Raw genomic sequence first — 13,403 nt, forward strand, 5'->3', positions numbered from 1 at the left:
GCCGCTTTCGCGTCGCTATCTCGCGGAGTGCGGGTCGGTCTGCTCGGACGGGGCCGGCGCCGCGGCCTTCGCGGCCGAGGGCGCGCCCTTGAGCCCGAACATCCACCGGGTGGGTCCGGTCCTGCGGACGATCTCATAGGCCCCGAAGCTCAGCCCGAGCGTGGCGACGGCGATGAGCAGGTACGCGATCGGCCCGTGGTCGATGACGCGGAGGATGTGGTAGCCGACGACGATCAGGGCGGTCTGGTGCACGATGTAGACGGGGAAGGCCGCCGGGTTGAAGTAGGCGTTGAACTTCGAGCGGCGGTTCAGGTAGCGCTTGCCGTACCCGAGCATCACCAGCAGCAGCGCCCACGTGGCGGCGGTGCGCCATGCGGTCGCGACGGGCCCCGACTGCGGGCCGAAGACCGTGTACTCGAAGACGACGCCCGCGGCACCGACCAGCGCGACGGCCAGATAGCGCCGCCGGTAGCGCTCGAGCCGGTCCAGGGCGTCGTCGTCGGACGCCAGCAGGAAGCCGAGCAGGACGCAGGCGGCGTACACGAAGATGTTCTTGCCGCTGATGTCGGGCAGCATCGCGAGGGCGGCCAGTCCGAGGGCCGGGACGACGACCAGTCCCGCGCCGCGCAGCGGTCGCGGCAGCCGGTCGCGGTGCCCCAGCCGCGTCATCAGCGGCAGCAGCGCGAGCGAGATGACGAACAGGAACGCGATGAACCACAGGTGCGCCGGTGAGATGCCCCCGGCGTACTCGGACCAGTCGGAGAAGTCGGTGAAGTACTTCACGAGGAACTCCAGGTAGTTCTCCTGGTAGCCGAGGTGGAACCGCATCGCGTAGAACGCCTGGGGCGGGACGATGATCAGGCAGCCGAACAGGAACGGCACCAGCAGCCGGGAGAAGCGCTCGCGCGCGTACTGGTTCGCCGTGCGCTTGCGGAGGGCGTAGCGGCTCGAGACGCCCGAGAGCAGGAACAGCAGCGGCATGAACCAGTACGCGGAGCCGATGACGACGTCGGCGACGACGTTGGGCTCGCCCTTGATGTAGAAGGTGTTGAAGCCGTCGAAGACGCGGGCGGTGTGGTAGGGGATCAGGAAGAGGATCGCGAGGTTGCGGAGCCAGTCGATGTAGTCCTTGCGCATGGTGGAGCGCCTTTCGAGTGCATGGCGGGGGCGGCGGCCGTCGTCGGCAGCCGTGAAGTAGGAGGGCGCGGTGAAGTGGGAGGGCACTGTGGAGCGGGAGGGCGCGGTGGGGCGGCGGCCGAGCGGCTCGCGCCGCAGGGCCGTTCCAGCAGAGGGTGGTCAGGCGTTGCGCAGTGCGATCGCGCCGTTCTCGGTGGTGACCTCGATGTGGTGGGGGCTGGCGTCGTCCTCGGTGAGCTCGTTGTCGATCGAGCCGTTGTCGGTGGCCGCGGTGACCCGGTACCCGGCCGCGGGGGCGGTGACGGTGACCGCGCCGTTCTCGGTGGTGACGCTGACCAGGTCGGGGATGTCGCTGAAGGCCAGGTCGACCGCGCCGCTGGAGGCGGCGGCCGCGACGTTCTTCGAGGAGGCGTCGTCGACGGTGATGGAGCCGTTGTCGGTGCGCAGGTCGAGCGGGCCCGCGGCGTCCTCGACCGTGATCGCGCCGTTGTCGGTGCCGATGCTCGTGGCGGCGGTGAGCGCGACGGCGGTGACCGATCCGCTGTCGCCCTCGACGGTCACCGGGCTCCCCGCCGGGACGGTGACCTCGTAGGCGATCGTGCAGTCGCCGAACAGGCCGGAGTCGCAGCCCGCGGTCAGGTCGAGGGTGCCGCCGTCGAGTGCCGGGTCGGCCTCGGCCTCGCGGCCGGAGGTGACATGGCGGGTGACGGTGATCGCGTCGCCGGACCCGGTCTCGCGGATCTCGAGGTCGGCGCCCGCGAGCTCGATGGTCAGGTCGCCGCTGAACGAGCCGAGGTCCCAAGTGGTCGCATCGGTCTCGCTCGAGCATCCGCTGAGCGCCGCGGCCAGGACGAGTCCCATTGCCGCCGTGATGGGTGCTGCGATCCTCATGGGTTCCCTCCGGGTCGCTCGGCGCCGAGGAGTGCGGTGAGCGTGGCGGCGATGGCCGCCTCGATGCGCTCCCCGTCGACTCCCTCGGGGTCGACGGCGTGCTCCATGGCCAGGCCGTTGGTCAGGCAGTGGACGATGAGCCCGACCAGCTCGGGGTCGGCGGCGGCGGCGCCCAGCCGCTCGGTCACGGCGGCGATCGCCTCGGCGGCGATCTGCCGCTGGGACCGGCGCAGCGGGGCGAGGACGGCCCGCACCTGCTCGTCGCGTCGGGCCCGCGAGGCGAACTCGAGGCCGAGCTGGCCGCGTTCGGTGTCGCCGGTGATCTCGCCCGCGACGAGCCTGGCCGCACCGGCGGCGGCGTCCTCGATGCCGTCGACCTCGGTGAGGCGCTCCATGACCGCGCCGAGCTCGGCGTCGGAGCGGTCCGCCAGGACGGCGCCGAAGAGCTCCTGTTTGGACTTGAAGTTGGAGTAGACGGCGCCCTTGGTGAACCCGGCGCGGGCGGCGATGTCCTCCAGGCGGCTCTCGGCGTAGCCGCGCTCGGCGAACTCCTGTGCGGCGGCCTCGATGAGCCGCCGCTGCACCTCGGCGCGCGGTGTCCGCCGGGAGACGGCGGGTGGGGGAGGTTCGGTCATGACCGAACCATAGCATACTCACGGGTATTCAATACCCATTGGTATTGAATTTGCGGCGACCTGTCCTGAACGGGGCTCCGGGTAGCGGGATCGGACGGCGAGGTCCGCGACGCGGCGTGCGGGAGGTTCCGGACCGGCTCCAGGGGCGCTGCCGCCTCACCCGCGGCTTCCGCGCCGGGCGCGGGCTACTCGGTGCCGGCGGGGACGGCGCGGGTGAGCATGTGCGCCGAGCGCATCCGCCCGTCGGGGGCGAACGCGCCGAAGAAGTAGACCTCGATGGCGAGGTCCTTGCCGCGCTGGGCGGCGTGCAGGGTGTAGCGCGCGGCGAGCCGGTCGCCGTCGGCGGCGGCCTCGTGGACCTCCATCCGGCTGCTGGGGCGGTTCTTGCGGACCGGCCGGATGTGGTCGATGAGTTTGTCCCGGTCGATGCGGTTCCCGTCGGCGACCTGGACGATGTCGGGGGTGTGGTAGCGGTCGACGATCAGTGCCGCCGCCTCGTCGCCGTCGAGGATGTCGCGGTTGAAGGCGGTGTAGAAGTCGGCGATGAACTGCGCAGGGTCGGTGCGGTCGAGCGGCGGCATGATGCTCCCGTCGGTGGTCCGGTACGATCTTTGACAGGATGTAAGATATTCATGCCCCATAGATTTGTCAAGGTGTAAGAGATAGTGACCGCCTCTGCCGACAACCGCCGCGCCGACGCCCGCCGCAGCCGGGCCGCGATCCTCGACGCCGCGCTCGACGTCCTGGACGCCGATCCCGATGCGGGGCTCGGAACGGTCGCGAAGGCCGCGGGAGTGACCCGCCAGACCGTGTACGCGCACTTCGCCACGCGCGAGCGGCTGCTGTGGGCGGTCGCCGATCGGATCACCGAGGAGACCCTCGCCGCGATGGACGAGGCCGAACCCGATGCGGGCGCCGCCGCCGACGCCTTGATCCGCGTACTCGACGCCGCCGCGGCACCGGCGCGGCGCCACCGGGCGCTGACGCGGCTGATCGGCGCGCTCCCGGTCGAACCGGACGCCGACCGTGAGCGGCATGCGCCCATCGCCGATCGGCTCGCGAGCGTGGTCGAACGCGGTCAGCGTTCCGGGGAGTTCGACACGCGGTTGCGCGCCGACTGGCTGGCCGCCGCCGCCGTCAGGCTCGCCCATCTCGCAGCGGAGACGCAGGAAGCCGGGCAGACGCCCGCCGCCGTGCAGCAGGCGCTCCGCATGAGCCTGCTGAAGCTTCTCGCCCCCGCGGCGCCATGAACGGCTCGGCGGCGCCGCCGCCGGGAGCCCCTTCGCGCATCGGTCCCGTCTACGCCGGGCCTCGGGCGGGTAGGCCTTCGAGGCGTCCGCGGTAGGGGTGCGTCCGCTGCCAGTACTCCTCCCACTGGACCAGACTGGCGAGATGGAACGGCAGGTCCGGTCGGTATTCGCGGATCACGTTCGGGTTCGGGGGGAACGCCAGCAGGAATCGCCAATAGTCCTCCACGGCGCTCTTGACCGCTGTCATCGGACACGAGGTGGGCGGGCCGCCGTCACCGTGGATCGCGCTGAAAGTGGCCGACTCCCTGTTCATCTGGACGTTGTAGTCATTGCCTTCGTACCCGTCCGACTCGCTGCGCCCGGACAGCGTGTCGTCGACCGCCCGGAGCGCGTCGAGACAGGAGCCGTAGGCGAAGCCCATGTCGAAGCTCAGCCACAGCCCGAGATCTCCCAGGGTGCGATCGTCCGTCTGGTATTTGATCGAACCGCTCTCGTTGCGGTAAAAGCGCATCTTGGAAGCCCCGGTTTCGAATTCATGGGATGCCGCATGGCTCATGACTGCTCAGAAGGACGGGCCGGATATCCATGCGCTGATCGGTGGTCGAGACGTCGGCCGAGGGCCGACGTGTGCGTGAGCGCTTGCGCCGCAGGCAGGACGCTGACGCGATTCTAGACGTTTTCGGCAAAGGGGTGTGTCGCTGCTTGCCGTTCGCGAATGGACATGCAAGAGTTTCAGCACGCGTGTATCACGCGTCCCAGAGAACAACCGAATAGCAACGCGGCGGGCCGCCGCATCTCCAACGCCAATCGAAGCCGGCGGCCCGCCCCTAGCCAGAGAGGAAACCTCCCATGGTTGGCTTCAGCCTACGCTATGACCCGGTCCCCGCCTCGGTCAAAATCGACCTCGAACTCCACAAGCCGTACCGCACCTGGTTCGGTCTGGGACGGCTCCGCTGCGAGTGGTGCCACCACAAGTGGGGCGCCCACGGCTGCCCGCAGCGCCGCTCGGCGGTCAAGCTCCTCGCCTCCAAGATCAACTCGGAGTCGCTGCGGGACGTGCTGGCGACGCTGATCGGTTTCTCCTGGGGCGGTGCGGCATGAGCACCCACGACCGCCCGGGCACCACCCCCGAACCCCGTTCTACCGGTGACACCTCCGGGCTCGACGGCCCCGACCAGCGCCGCGCCCATCCCGCTCCCAACCCTGAGCGGATCGTGCTGGGCCGCTTCAGTCTCGAGCACCGCCGGATCGAGGTCTACCAGCTCGCCGGGCGCTCCACGACCTCGGTCCGGTTGCGCCGCATCGCACCCGAACCGGTCGTGGACCTGGGCTACATCAACCGGATCGGCTCCCCGTTCGCCCGCCTCCACCTCTACCGGGCCGAATGGTCCGCCGCCCTGCGGCGGGCGGCGAGGGACAAGGCGAGTGCGATCTGGCACCACGCCGCCCGCCACGAAGCGGAGGTCGAGGGATGAGCCTCCGCTTCATCGACCGCCTCCCGGTCATCGGCACCGCCGAAGTGGCCGAGCGCGAACTGTGCTTCGCGTGGGTGTGGCACCAGCCGTGCCTGCGCCTCACCTTCACCGACGGCGACCGGCCGCTCCTGGGCCGGGTCACCCACCTCGACGGTCTCCCGCGCCTCGTCCCCGCCGCCGACAACCTCGCCTGGCTCGGCCAGGACGACCCCGCCCGCACCCAAGCCGTCCTCGTCCACGCCATCGACCTCTGGCGCAGGAAGGAGCAGATGTTCCGCGACTGTAACGGCTGACCGAGGGCCGCCTCCCGATGCACACCAACGAAAACCACCACGCTGCGAAGAAACCGGGATCAATGTCGGATGCCCGACAACGGGACTCGCGTGTTGTATGCGGCCGGTGGCACGACATCGAACTTAAGGTCACCGCATGGCGAAGATTCCCCATGAAGCACTCCATCACCTCTTCCGCGACGATCCGCATCTGTTCACCCGATCGGTCCGCAGGCTCTTCGACGAGGAGTTCCCCGACATCAAGGAGGTCGCCGAGATCGTCGTCGACACCACCAGCATCGACGCGGTCGAACGCTACATCGACACCGCGCTGCGCGTGGTCACCGAGCACGGTGAGGAGTTCCTGCTCATCGAACCCCAGGGCGAGTCGCCCTCGCCGCAGAAGATCCGCTCCTGGGCGTGGTACCTGTCGTTCCTGGAGAACAAGTACGGCGTCCCGGCGAGTCTGCTCGTCATCACCCCGAAGACCGCGACCGCCCGGGAGTGCAGGGCACGGGCCACCCTGGGCCCGGCCCGCAGGCCGGTCATGCGCCTGGATCCGCACGTGATCAGCCCCGACAACATGCCGCTGATCACCGACCCGGCCCAGGCGGCCGAGGATGTCGTCTTCTCGGTGTTCGCGCTGCTCACCCAGCGGCTCAATCCCGATATCCAGCAGGCGATGGCGCCGCTGATGAGCGCGCTGGAGACGCTCGACACCGACACCGCCCGCTATTACGCCGAGTTCGTCGAGGGCGGACTGGGCGAAGGTTGCCAACGAGAGATCTGGAAGAAGATAATGAAGACCATGACCTACGGATACGTCTCCGAGCTCAAGCAGGAGTTCCGCGAGGAAGGCCTCGCCGAAGGCCGTGCGGAAGGCCGTGCGGAAGGCCGTGCTGAGGGTGAGATCACGGCGCTCTTGGCGGTGCTCGCCGCCCGGGGGCTCGAGCCGACCGACGCCCAGCTCGAGCGCATCCGCTCCTGCACCGACCACGAGCGACTGCTCGCATGGACCACACAGGCCGTCACCGCGACGAGCATGGCCGAGGTCTTCGGCGACTAGCCGGCCCGCGAGCGACCAGCGGCGGTCGGCCGCCGAGTGACGACACCGCGACCGTTGCCTATGAATGAAGGTGCAGGCGGCCGCCGCCTGCACCTTCATTCATAGGCTCGCGACACTATTCGGGTCCGTGCGCGGGGATGCCCTCTATCCGACCGCGGTACGGGTGTCGCTTGTCCCAGGTCTGCTCCCACTGGAGCAGGTAGGCCTCGTGCTCCGGCAGGTCGGGCCGAAGGACCCGCGTGGTATCCGGCGACGGGGACCGGGTGAGCAGGAACCGCCAGTACCGCTCGAGCTCGGTCTTGACCTCGGCGATGGGATAGCGGGCCTCGGTGCCGTCGTAGTCGATCAGGATCAGCTCTGTCGGCGTGAAGGTCGCCTCCACGCTCTCGCCTTCCCAGTCACCAGAGGCGCCGGAGCCCTCCAAGACCTCTGAAACCGAGTCCAATGCGTCCAGCGCCACGGCGAACTTCGCGCCGATCTCCATCGTGAGCCAGACGCCGAGCTTCACATAGTGCTTGTCGTCGAAGTCGAACTCCGGCGATCCGTACTGATCGACGTAGTACCTCGTTATCCCCATTGCTGACCTCATCTAGTCGATCACCGGATAGGCGGTCACGATACCGCCCGAGTTCGGGTCGTACCGGCCTTCAATCTTCAAGCCGTCCGGGCCGACACCCTTCCAGGTCCCCTTCGCGGGGTCGAGCGTGCCGTTCTTGAAAGCGCCCGACACGGCCCCGTCAATCTGCTGCGGCGTCCAGTGGTCGGGGTAGAAGGTGCTGCTGCCGCCGGGGCCCTTCTTGTCCGTCCAGACCATCTTCGACCCGTCCTTGCCCTTGCTCTGGTCGACCTCGAACTGGGTTCGGACGTCGTAAGCGCCGCTTGGATGAGTCTTGTTCGGTGGAGGGAGGATGCGGCGTCCAGGTATGTCCTGGCCCCCCGGCCGGTAGTGGTAACCGGTGCGGGTTCCGTACTTCCCCGGGCCGGAGCGCAGGCCGTTGAAGTGGGTGGTGCCACTGCTGCCCTGGAGCATGTGCTTGAGCTGGTGGGGTTCGAGCCGGTGGTTCGCGGCGCGCTTGTTCCGTTGGAAGTCCGATTTCTTCAGGAATTTCAGAGCGGCCCGCATCAGGCCGTTGCCGCCTTTGCCCTTCGCCATCACGCCTCCATGAGCTTGAAGACGGCCTCTTGGATGAGGTTGCCGACGACGGTGCGGGCGAGCTGCTGGAAGACCGGGACTTGCAAGAGCGAGGCGCCGAAGGTGACCGCGGCCTGCGCTACCGCGATGGCTATCTGGACCGCCAGGATGATCAGCTGCACGATCACCATGATCTTCAGGACCAGGACGATGACCGCGCAGATGATCAGGCCGACTCCGGCGATCATCGCGCCGATCGAGCCGTTGTCGAGGACCTTCGCGGGCCCGTCCTCACCCTCCCACCAGGTCTTGAACGCCTCGATGTCCTGGCCGACCTGGTCGGTCCACGCCTGGGCGGCGTTGCCTCCCGCCTCGCCGAGGATGTCGCCGAGTTCGCCGCCGAAGTCCATCCACGCCTGGCTGAAGTCCATGAGGTTGTCCTCATTGGACTGAGGCCAGTCGAACCCGAGGATGCCCAGCAGGCCCGCCAGCTCCGAAGGCAGCATGATCGCCATCAGGAGCCCCCGTCCAGATTCGCCGAGAGCTGAATGAACGCCTGCGCGATCTCGTTGTCCGCGTTCAGGTGCTGCGCGGCGAAATCGCGCACGTCGAAGCCCGCGTCGGCCATCGACCGCGCCGCCTCCTGGAAGCACTCCTTCGCCCACTCGAAGACCTCGGTGTGGGCCTGCTCGATCAGGCCGCCGATCTCGTCGCTACCGCACGCCTCGGTGACGCCCTCGATGCTGGACGCGAACCGGTCCACGGCCGCGAAGAACCGCTCCGCCGTGCCTTCGATGCCCTGCCCCGCCCGGTCCAGGCCCTCGGGGTCGATCTGGAGGTTCACTCGTCCACGCCCTTGCTCTGCGCGGCGGTCCGCACGATCCGGGTATGCGACTCGGCCAGCGTCGACATGAACGAGGAGAGCCGCTGCACCGACTGCTGCTGGATCTCCTCCACCTTCTCGGTCAGCGCGTCGAGGTCGACCGCTCCGGGCACACCGGCCTGCTCGCGGGCCTTGTCGAGCGCGGCGTTGACCCCCGCGGTGATCTCCTCGCCCAGGTACTCCCTGCTGAGGCGCACCGCGCGCGGGTCGACGATCTCGACCGCGACCTTGCCCGCCAGCGTCGCCGTCACCCGCACCATGCCCTCGGCCGCCTCGACCTCGACCGTCGCGGCCCCCGCCTCCTCTTGCGCCCGTTGCCCGTCCTTCGCGATCTGAAGGGCCTGCGCCAGTGCATCGGTGATACCGGAGGACTCGGATGCGGCACTCATGGAAGCTCCTCGGAGGTGGTTCGGCGCCAAGGCCGTCTGCGGTCGACTGACGGTAGCAAGCCGGTACAAGCCGCAGGGGTCCGGCGGCGACGGCGAGTGAGTGCCGCGACCGCGCCGCCGCACGGCCACCGGTTCGTGAACAGTGGTCGCGTGCCGTCACAATGATCCCATGGAAACCTTCACCGCCCCTGAGAAGATGAGCCGTGGCATGCGCCGCAACGGCGTCATGATCTGCGCGTTCTTCGGCCTCGGCTGGTTCATCGGCGGCGCCGGCATTCTCACGGGCCCGGTGTACTGGGTCGGCTTCGCCCTGGCCGCCGCCGTGAGCATCGGCCTCGTCGTCGCGGTCCACCGGGTCGAGTCGGCCCGCGAGCGCCCCCGCGAGCTGCCGAAGCACTGGGGGCGCAGCTACGGGATCTGGATCGCCTTCGAGGTCGTGCTCATCGCCGCCGCGATCGTCCTGTGCAACGCCCTCGACCTCGTCGACTTCCTGCCCGGGGTCATCGCCGTCATCGTCGGCCTGCACTTCATCCCGCTGGCCCCGGCCTTCGACGAGCCCAAGTACAAGTGGACCGGGTACGCCATGACCGCCGCCGGCCTCGGGGGCGTCGCCGGCGGTCTCGACGGGGTCTCGCTCGGGGGCGCCATCGCCGGCTTCGGCAGCGCCGTCGTCCTGTGGACCACCGGTTTCGCGGTCCTCAAGCGCGGCTGAGCCGGTCCACCTTGGCCTCGCCGCCCTGCACGACCAGCTTCAGGTGCGTGTCGGGGTCGGTGAGCACGGCCAGGTCCTCGAGCGGGTTCCCGTCCACGACCAGCATGTCCGCCAGCGCGCCCGGCGCGATCCGCCCGATCCGGCCCTCCTCGCCGAGGAGCCTCGCGGCGGTGACGGTGGCCGACCGGACCACGTCCACCGCGGGCAGCACCGCGCCGCGGATCCTGAACTCCTCCAACTGGTGCCGCCGCATCCCGCCGAGCAGGTCCGAGCCGTAGCAGAGGTTCACGCCCGCCTCGTGCGCCAGCTCCAGGGCCCGCAGCCCCGCGTCGAGCACGAGCGCGTTCTTGCGCAGGCTCCCTTCGGGGAGCCCGTACTCGGCCCCCTCGACGGCCATCCGCCGGTACGTCACGAGGGTCGGCACCAGGAACGCGCCGTGCTCCAGAAAAAGCTCCACACTGGACTCGTCGAGCAGGTTGCCGTGCTCGATGGAGCGCACGCCCGCCGCCAGGCCCCGGTTGATCGCGCGGGCGGTGTACGCGTGCCCGGCGACGTACCGGTTGGCGGCCTCGGCCTCCTCGACGATCGCGCGGATCTCCTCGGTCGAGAACTGGGTCGAGTCGATCCGGTCGGTCGGTGAGGCCACCCCGCCCGACAGCATGACCTTGACGTGGTGCGCGCCGGTGCGCAGCTGCTCGCGGGCGGCCCGGCGCACCTCGTCGACGCCGTCGCAGACCACGCCCATGTCGGGGCAGCAGTGGTGGTCGTCGCGCACGCCGCGCCCGCGCGGGCGCATGTCCGTGTGCCCGCCGGTCTGCGAGAGCGCCTTGCCGCCGTAGTGGATCCGGGGCCCGTCGATGAGGCCCTCGGCGACCGCGTCGTGGATGCCGAAGTCGGCCCCGCCCGGGTCGCGCACCGTGGTGAACCCGCGGTGGAGCATCGCGCGCAGCTCGACCGCGGCCGTGGCCGCGATGTACGCGGGCGACTGGTCGGACATGCCCGACAGGTCGGCGCTGTGGGCGTTGACGTGGACGTGGCAGTCGACCAGGCCCGGCATGAGGGTCCTCCCGGCGAGGTCGACGACCCGCGCGCCCTCGGGGGCCTCGACGTCGGCGCCGACGGCGGCGACCTCCCCGCCGCGCACCAGCACCCGCTGCCCCGCGGTGACGGTCCCCGCCTCGGGGTCGAGCAGCGCGGCCCGGTCGTAGAGCACCTCGGTCATCGTCGCCTCCTCCATGTCCTAGCCGCACGGCTAGCGTCCCGTACCAATATGCCGGAGGAACCGGTACGGTCGGACCCGGGCCCGGGCGATGACTTCCGGCGCCCCGGATCGTCTGCACCGGTGACCCCTGCAGCGCACGAGAGAGCGAGTGACATGTCCTATCCCGAACCGCGGTACTTCGGCGACGGCGAGATGAACGCGCAGTTCCGGCCCGCCGGCGCCCCCGCCGACCTGACCTACCCCAACGGCGGCTCCGCCGGCTACCTCGCCACCGGCGCCACCACGAACGGCCAGTTCGGGCTCTACCAGTGGAACATGAGCGGCGCCCGCTCCGGGCCCGACCCGCACTTCCACCGCACCATCTCCGAGTCCTTCTACATCCTCTCGGGGACCATCAGGATCTACAACGGCGCCAAGTGGGTCGACCACGAGCCCGGCGACTTCGTGCACGTCCCCGAGGGCGGCGTCCACGGTTTCCGCAACGAGTCCGGCGAGCCCGCCTCGATGCTCCTCATGTTCCACCCCGGCGCGCCCCGCGAGGCCTACTTCGAGGGCCTGCTGACGATCGGGGAGCTCTCGGACGAGGAGCGCAAGGCCTTCTTCGCCGAGCACGACAACTTCTGGATCGAGGAGGACTAGGGCAGCAGCAGCGCGTACTCGCGCAGGTGCCTCTCGAAGCCGGGCACGACCCCGACCTCGAGGATCACCTCGTCGAGGTGCTGGAACGGCCCCAGGCGCTCCACGCGCTCGCGGACCTGCCGCGCGGTCGCCTCGTTGAACCCCGGCAGGTCCCGCAGGGCCTCCACGGGCGCGTGGTTGAGGTCGACCAGGCCGCCGTCGTCGAGCTTCCGCGGCAGGTCGGGGCGGCCGACGCCGCTGCGCTTGGCCAGGGCCGGGTCGCCTTCGGCGAGCCGCCGGGCGTCCTCGCGCAGCCGCGAGGCCCGGTCGAGCGTCGGCGCGACCCAGTCCGGCTCGCCGGAAGGGCGCGCGGGCGCCTGCGGGCGCGGCGCCTCCCGCGGCGCCCACACATGCCCGCGGATCGCGAGCAGGTGGACCGCCGCCCCGAACGTGGAGGCCGCCAGCACCGCGAACGCGCTCCACAGCGCCCACTCGGGCGTCTCGCCCACGTCGAACGGCAGGATGAGCGCGAAGAACCCCAGGAACGCGGCCGTGTAGGCCACCAGCGGGGCCACCGTGACCGGAGACGGGCGCCGCCCGGCGGCGACGCCGAACGCCAGCGGCGCGCCGGCGCCGGGCACCAGGACCGGCAGCAGCGCCCACAGGAGCGTGGCCGCCCCCGGGCCGCCCGAAGGCAGCGGCGGGCGGGCGTCGGCGGGCGGGGGCGTCGCGGGCATGACCCGATGGTATCGACCCGGTGCGCGCCCGGCCGCGGACGAAGCGGCACGGCGAAGGGCCGGGCGAAGCCGCCCGGCCCTTCACTGCGGCTGTCCTAGAGGTTCTCGATGACCTCGCGCATCAGCCGGGCGGTCTCGCTCGGGGTCTTGCCGACCTTGACGCCGGCGGCCTCGAGGGCCTCCTTCTTCGACTCGGCGGTCCCGGCCGAACCGGAGATGATGGCGCCCGCGTGGCCCATCGTCTTGCCCTCGGGGGCGGTGAAGCCCGCGATGTAGCCGACCACGGGCTTGGTCACGTTGGCCTTGATGTACTCGGCCGCGCGCTCCTCGGCGTCGCCGCCGATCTCGCCGATCATGACGATCGCCTTGGTCTCCGGGTCCTCCTCGAACGCCTTGAGGCAGTCGATGTGGGTGGTCCCGATGACCGGGTCGCCGCCGATGCCGACGGAGGTCGAGAAGCCGATGTCCCGCAGCTCGTACATGAGCTGGTAGGTCAGCGTGCCCGACTTGGAGACGAGGCCGATCGGGCCCGCGCCGGTGATGTCGGCGGGGGTGATGCCCGCGTTCGACTTGCCGGGGCTGGCGATGCCGGGGCAGTTCGGGCCCACGATGCGGGTCTTGTTGCCCTTGGACTCGGCGTGGTTCCAGAACGCGACCGAGTCGTGCACCGGGATGCCCTCGGTGATCACGATGACCAGCTCGATCTCGGCGTCGATCGCCTCGACCACGGCGGCCTTGGAGAAGGCCGGGGGCACGAACACGACCGAGGCGTTCGCGCCGGTCTCGGCCATGGCCTCGGACACGGAGGCGAACACCGGCAGGCTCACGCCGTCGACGTCGACCTTGGTGCCGGCCTTGCGCGGGTTCACGCCGCCGACGATCTCGGTGCCGGCCTTGAGCATGCGGCGGGTGTGCTTCATGCCCTCGGAGCCGGTCATGCCCTGGACGATGACCTTGCTGTTCTCGTTGAGGAAGATCGCCATC

At 70.1% G+C, this 13,403-nt stretch carries 20 protein-coding genes; 7 read left to right on the top strand and 13 right to left on the bottom strand.

Annotated features, from left to right (window positions below):
* Nucleotides 1–15 precede the first annotated feature (15 nt).
* The 4 genes from LO763_RS02575 to LO763_RS02590 form a co-directional block, all read right to left on the bottom strand.
* Nucleotides 16–1,137, bottom strand: coding sequence for an acyltransferase family protein (locus LO763_RS02575; protein ID WP_230600318.1), 1,122 nt, complete (start codon nt 1,135–1,137; stop codon nt 16–18).
* Nucleotides 1,138–1,296: 159 nt separating this feature from the next.
* Nucleotides 1,297–2,028: a DUF4097 family beta strand repeat-containing protein gene (locus LO763_RS02580; RefSeq protein ID WP_230600320.1), complete on the bottom strand. Its 732-nt coding sequence runs from the start codon at nt 2,026–2,028 to the stop codon at nt 1,297–1,299.
* Nucleotides 2,025–2,663 (bottom strand): TetR/AcrR family transcriptional regulator, encoded by a 639-nt coding sequence (locus LO763_RS02585; RefSeq protein WP_230600322.1) that lies wholly within the window; start codon nt 2,661–2,663, stop codon nt 2,025–2,027. The genes LO763_RS02580 and LO763_RS02585 overlap by 4 nt, the downstream gene beginning before the upstream one ends.
* Nucleotides 2,664–2,848: 185 nt before the next feature.
* Entirely contained in the window at nt 2,849–3,244 is a 396-nt protein-coding gene (locus LO763_RS02590) for a nuclear transport factor 2 family protein (RefSeq protein WP_230600323.1), read from the bottom strand.
* Nucleotides 3,245–3,328: 84 nt separating this feature from the next.
* Between LO763_RS02590 and LO763_RS02595 the strand changes: the two genes are divergently transcribed.
* Nucleotides 3,329–3,913, top strand: coding sequence for a TetR/AcrR family transcriptional regulator (locus tag LO763_RS02595; protein ID WP_230600324.1), 585 nt, complete (start codon nt 3,329–3,331; stop codon nt 3,911–3,913).
* A 49-nt stretch (nt 3,914–3,962) separates the two neighbouring features.
* Here LO763_RS02595 and LO763_RS02600 read toward each other — a convergent pair whose 3' ends face one another.
* Nucleotides 3,963–4,469, bottom strand: a complete 507-nt coding sequence (locus LO763_RS02600; protein ID WP_230600326.1) for a hypothetical protein — start codon at nt 4,467–4,469, stop codon at nt 3,963–3,965.
* Between the two features lie 293 nt (nt 4,470–4,762).
* On the opposite strand from LO763_RS02600, the gene LO763_RS02605 reads away from it, so the two are divergent.
* From LO763_RS02605 to LO763_RS02620, 4 genes are all read left to right on the top strand, one after another.
* A complete protein-coding gene (locus LO763_RS02605) occupies nt 4,763–5,014 on the top strand; it encodes a hypothetical protein (protein WP_230600327.1) in 252 nt (83 codons plus the stop codon).
* Nucleotides 5,011–5,388 (top strand): hypothetical protein, encoded by a 378-nt coding sequence (locus LO763_RS02610; protein WP_230600329.1) that lies wholly within the window; start codon nt 5,011–5,013, stop codon nt 5,386–5,388. The genes LO763_RS02605 and LO763_RS02610 overlap by 4 nt, the downstream gene beginning before the upstream one ends.
* Nucleotides 5,385–5,681: a hypothetical protein gene (locus LO763_RS02615; RefSeq protein ID WP_230600331.1), complete on the top strand. Its 297-nt coding sequence runs from the start codon at nt 5,385–5,387 to the stop codon at nt 5,679–5,681. Before LO763_RS02610 ends, LO763_RS02615 begins: the two co-directional genes overlap by 4 nt.
* A gap of 136 nt (nt 5,682–5,817) precedes the next feature.
* Nucleotides 5,818–6,726: a hypothetical protein gene (locus LO763_RS02620; RefSeq protein ID WP_230600333.1), complete on the top strand. Its 909-nt coding sequence runs from the start codon at nt 5,818–5,820 to the stop codon at nt 6,724–6,726.
* A 115-nt stretch (nt 6,727–6,841) separates the two neighbouring features.
* On the opposite strand, the gene LO763_RS02625 is transcribed toward LO763_RS02620, so the two are convergent.
* The 5 genes from LO763_RS02625 to LO763_RS02645 are packed head-to-tail and all read right to left on the bottom strand — an operon-like array spanning nt 6,842 to nt 9,130.
* Nucleotides 6,842–7,303: a hypothetical protein gene (locus tag LO763_RS02625; RefSeq protein ID WP_230600335.1), complete on the bottom strand. Its 462-nt coding sequence runs from the start codon at nt 7,301–7,303 to the stop codon at nt 6,842–6,844.
* Between the two features lie 12 nt (nt 7,304–7,315).
* Nucleotides 7,316–7,879, bottom strand: coding sequence for an EndoU domain-containing protein (locus LO763_RS02630; RefSeq protein ID WP_230600337.1), 564 nt, complete (start codon nt 7,877–7,879; stop codon nt 7,316–7,318).
* A complete protein-coding gene (locus tag LO763_RS02635; RefSeq protein WP_230600339.1) occupies nt 7,879–8,373 on the bottom strand; it encodes a WXG100-like domain-containing protein in 495 nt (164 codons plus the stop codon). The genes LO763_RS02630 and LO763_RS02635 overlap by 1 nt, the downstream gene beginning before the upstream one ends.
* Complete coding sequence (locus tag LO763_RS02640) at nt 8,373–8,702, bottom strand: hypothetical protein (protein WP_230600340.1); 330 nt, start codon at nt 8,700–8,702, stop codon at nt 8,373–8,375. The genes LO763_RS02635 and LO763_RS02640 overlap by 1 nt, the downstream gene beginning before the upstream one ends.
* Entirely contained in the window at nt 8,699–9,130 is a 432-nt protein-coding gene (locus LO763_RS02645) for a YbaB/EbfC family nucleoid-associated protein (protein WP_230600342.1), read from the bottom strand. Before LO763_RS02645 ends, LO763_RS02640 begins: the two co-directional genes overlap by 4 nt.
* Before the next feature lie 169 nt (nt 9,131–9,299).
* Here LO763_RS02645 and LO763_RS02650 point away from each other — a divergent pair, with 169 nt between their 5' ends.
* Nucleotides 9,300–9,842, top strand: coding sequence for a hypothetical protein (locus LO763_RS02650; protein WP_230600344.1), 543 nt, complete (start codon nt 9,300–9,302; stop codon nt 9,840–9,842).
* On the opposite strand, the gene LO763_RS02655 is transcribed toward LO763_RS02650, so the two are convergent.
* The gene (locus tag LO763_RS02655) at nt 9,829–11,079 is read right to left on the bottom strand and encodes a metal-dependent hydrolase family protein (RefSeq protein WP_439650251.1); all 1,251 of its coding nucleotides are present in this window, start codon (nt 11,077–11,079) and stop codon (nt 9,829–9,831) included. The two genes, LO763_RS02650 and LO763_RS02655, sit on opposite strands and share 14 nt — an antisense overlap.
* A gap of 138 nt (nt 11,080–11,217) precedes the next feature.
* Here LO763_RS02655 and LO763_RS02660 point away from each other — a divergent pair, with 138 nt between their 5' ends.
* Nucleotides 11,218–11,703: a cupin domain-containing protein gene (locus tag LO763_RS02660; RefSeq protein ID WP_230600348.1), complete on the top strand. Its 486-nt coding sequence runs from the start codon at nt 11,218–11,220 to the stop codon at nt 11,701–11,703.
* On the opposite strand, the gene LO763_RS02665 is transcribed toward LO763_RS02660, so the two are convergent.
* Complete coding sequence (locus tag LO763_RS02665) at nt 11,700–12,419, bottom strand: ComEA family DNA-binding protein (protein ID WP_230600349.1); 720 nt, start codon at nt 12,417–12,419, stop codon at nt 11,700–11,702. The genes LO763_RS02660 and LO763_RS02665 overlap by 4 nt on opposite strands.
* 95 nt (nt 12,420–12,514) lie before the next feature.
* Nucleotides 12,515–13,402, bottom strand: a complete 888-nt coding sequence (sucD, locus tag LO763_RS02670) for a succinate--CoA ligase subunit alpha (RefSeq protein ID WP_230600350.1) — start codon at nt 13,400–13,402, stop codon at nt 12,515–12,517.
* Between the last annotated feature and the right edge of the window lies 1 nt (nt 13,403).

The organism is Glycomyces amatae, from assembly GCF_020991375.1.
In the GTDB taxonomy this organism is placed as follows: domain Bacteria; phylum Actinomycetota; class Actinomycetes; order Mycobacteriales; family Micromonosporaceae; genus Glycomyces; species Glycomyces amatae.

Excerpts from the sequence above, each read along its gene's own strand:
- LO763_RS02655 (WP_439650251.1), bottom strand. The coding sequence starts at position 11,079 with ATGGAGGAGGCGACGATGACCGAGGTGCTCTACGACCGGGCCGCGCTG.
- LO763_RS02580 (WP_230600320.1), bottom strand. The coding sequence starts at position 2,028 with ATGAGGATCGCAGCACCCATCACGGCGGCAATGGGACTCGTCCTGGCC.
- LO763_RS02625 (WP_230600335.1), bottom strand. The coding sequence starts at position 7,303 with ATGGGGATAACGAGGTACTACGTCGATCAGTACGGATCGCCGGAGTTC.
- LO763_RS02620 (WP_230600333.1), top strand. The coding sequence starts at position 5,818 with ATGGCGAAGATTCCCCATGAAGCACTCCATCACCTCTTCCGCGACGAT.
- LO763_RS02600 (WP_230600326.1), bottom strand. The coding sequence starts at position 4,469 with ATGAGCCATGCGGCATCCCATGAATTCGAAACCGGGGCTTCCAAGATG.
- LO763_RS02635 (WP_230600339.1), bottom strand. The coding sequence starts at position 8,373 with ATGGCGATCATGCTGCCTTCGGAGCTGGCGGGCCTGCTGGGCATCCTC.
- LO763_RS02650 (WP_230600344.1), top strand. The coding sequence starts at position 9,300 with ATGGAAACCTTCACCGCCCCTGAGAAGATGAGCCGTGGCATGCGCCGC.
- LO763_RS02645 (WP_230600342.1), bottom strand. The coding sequence starts at position 9,130 with ATGAGTGCCGCATCCGAGTCCTCCGGTATCACCGATGCACTGGCGCAG.
- LO763_RS02610 (WP_230600329.1), top strand. The coding sequence starts at position 5,011 with ATGAGCACCCACGACCGCCCGGGCACCACCCCCGAACCCCGTTCTACC.
- LO763_RS02630 (WP_230600337.1), bottom strand. The coding sequence starts at position 7,879 with ATGGCGAAGGGCAAAGGCGGCAACGGCCTGATGCGGGCCGCTCTGAAA.
- LO763_RS02605 (WP_230600327.1), top strand. The coding sequence starts at position 4,763 with ATGGTTGGCTTCAGCCTACGCTATGACCCGGTCCCCGCCTCGGTCAAA.
- LO763_RS02665 (WP_230600349.1), bottom strand. The coding sequence starts at position 12,419 with ATGCCCGCGACGCCCCCGCCCGCCGACGCCCGCCCGCCGCTGCCTTCG.
- LO763_RS02615 (WP_230600331.1), top strand. The coding sequence starts at position 5,385 with ATGAGCCTCCGCTTCATCGACCGCCTCCCGGTCATCGGCACCGCCGAA.
- LO763_RS02660 (WP_230600348.1), top strand. The coding sequence starts at position 11,218 with ATGTCCTATCCCGAACCGCGGTACTTCGGCGACGGCGAGATGAACGCG.
- sucD (WP_230600350.1), bottom strand. The coding sequence starts at position 13,402 with ATGGCGATCTTCCTCAACGAGAACAGCAAGGTCATCGTCCAGGGCATG.
- LO763_RS02585 (WP_230600322.1), bottom strand. The coding sequence starts at position 2,663 with ATGACCGAACCTCCCCCACCCGCCGTCTCCCGGCGGACACCGCGCGCC.
- LO763_RS02590 (WP_230600323.1), bottom strand. The coding sequence starts at position 3,244 with ATGCCGCCGCTCGACCGCACCGACCCTGCGCAGTTCATCGCCGACTTC.
- LO763_RS02575 (WP_230600318.1), bottom strand. The coding sequence starts at position 1,137 with ATGCGCAAGGACTACATCGACTGGCTCCGCAACCTCGCGATCCTCTTC.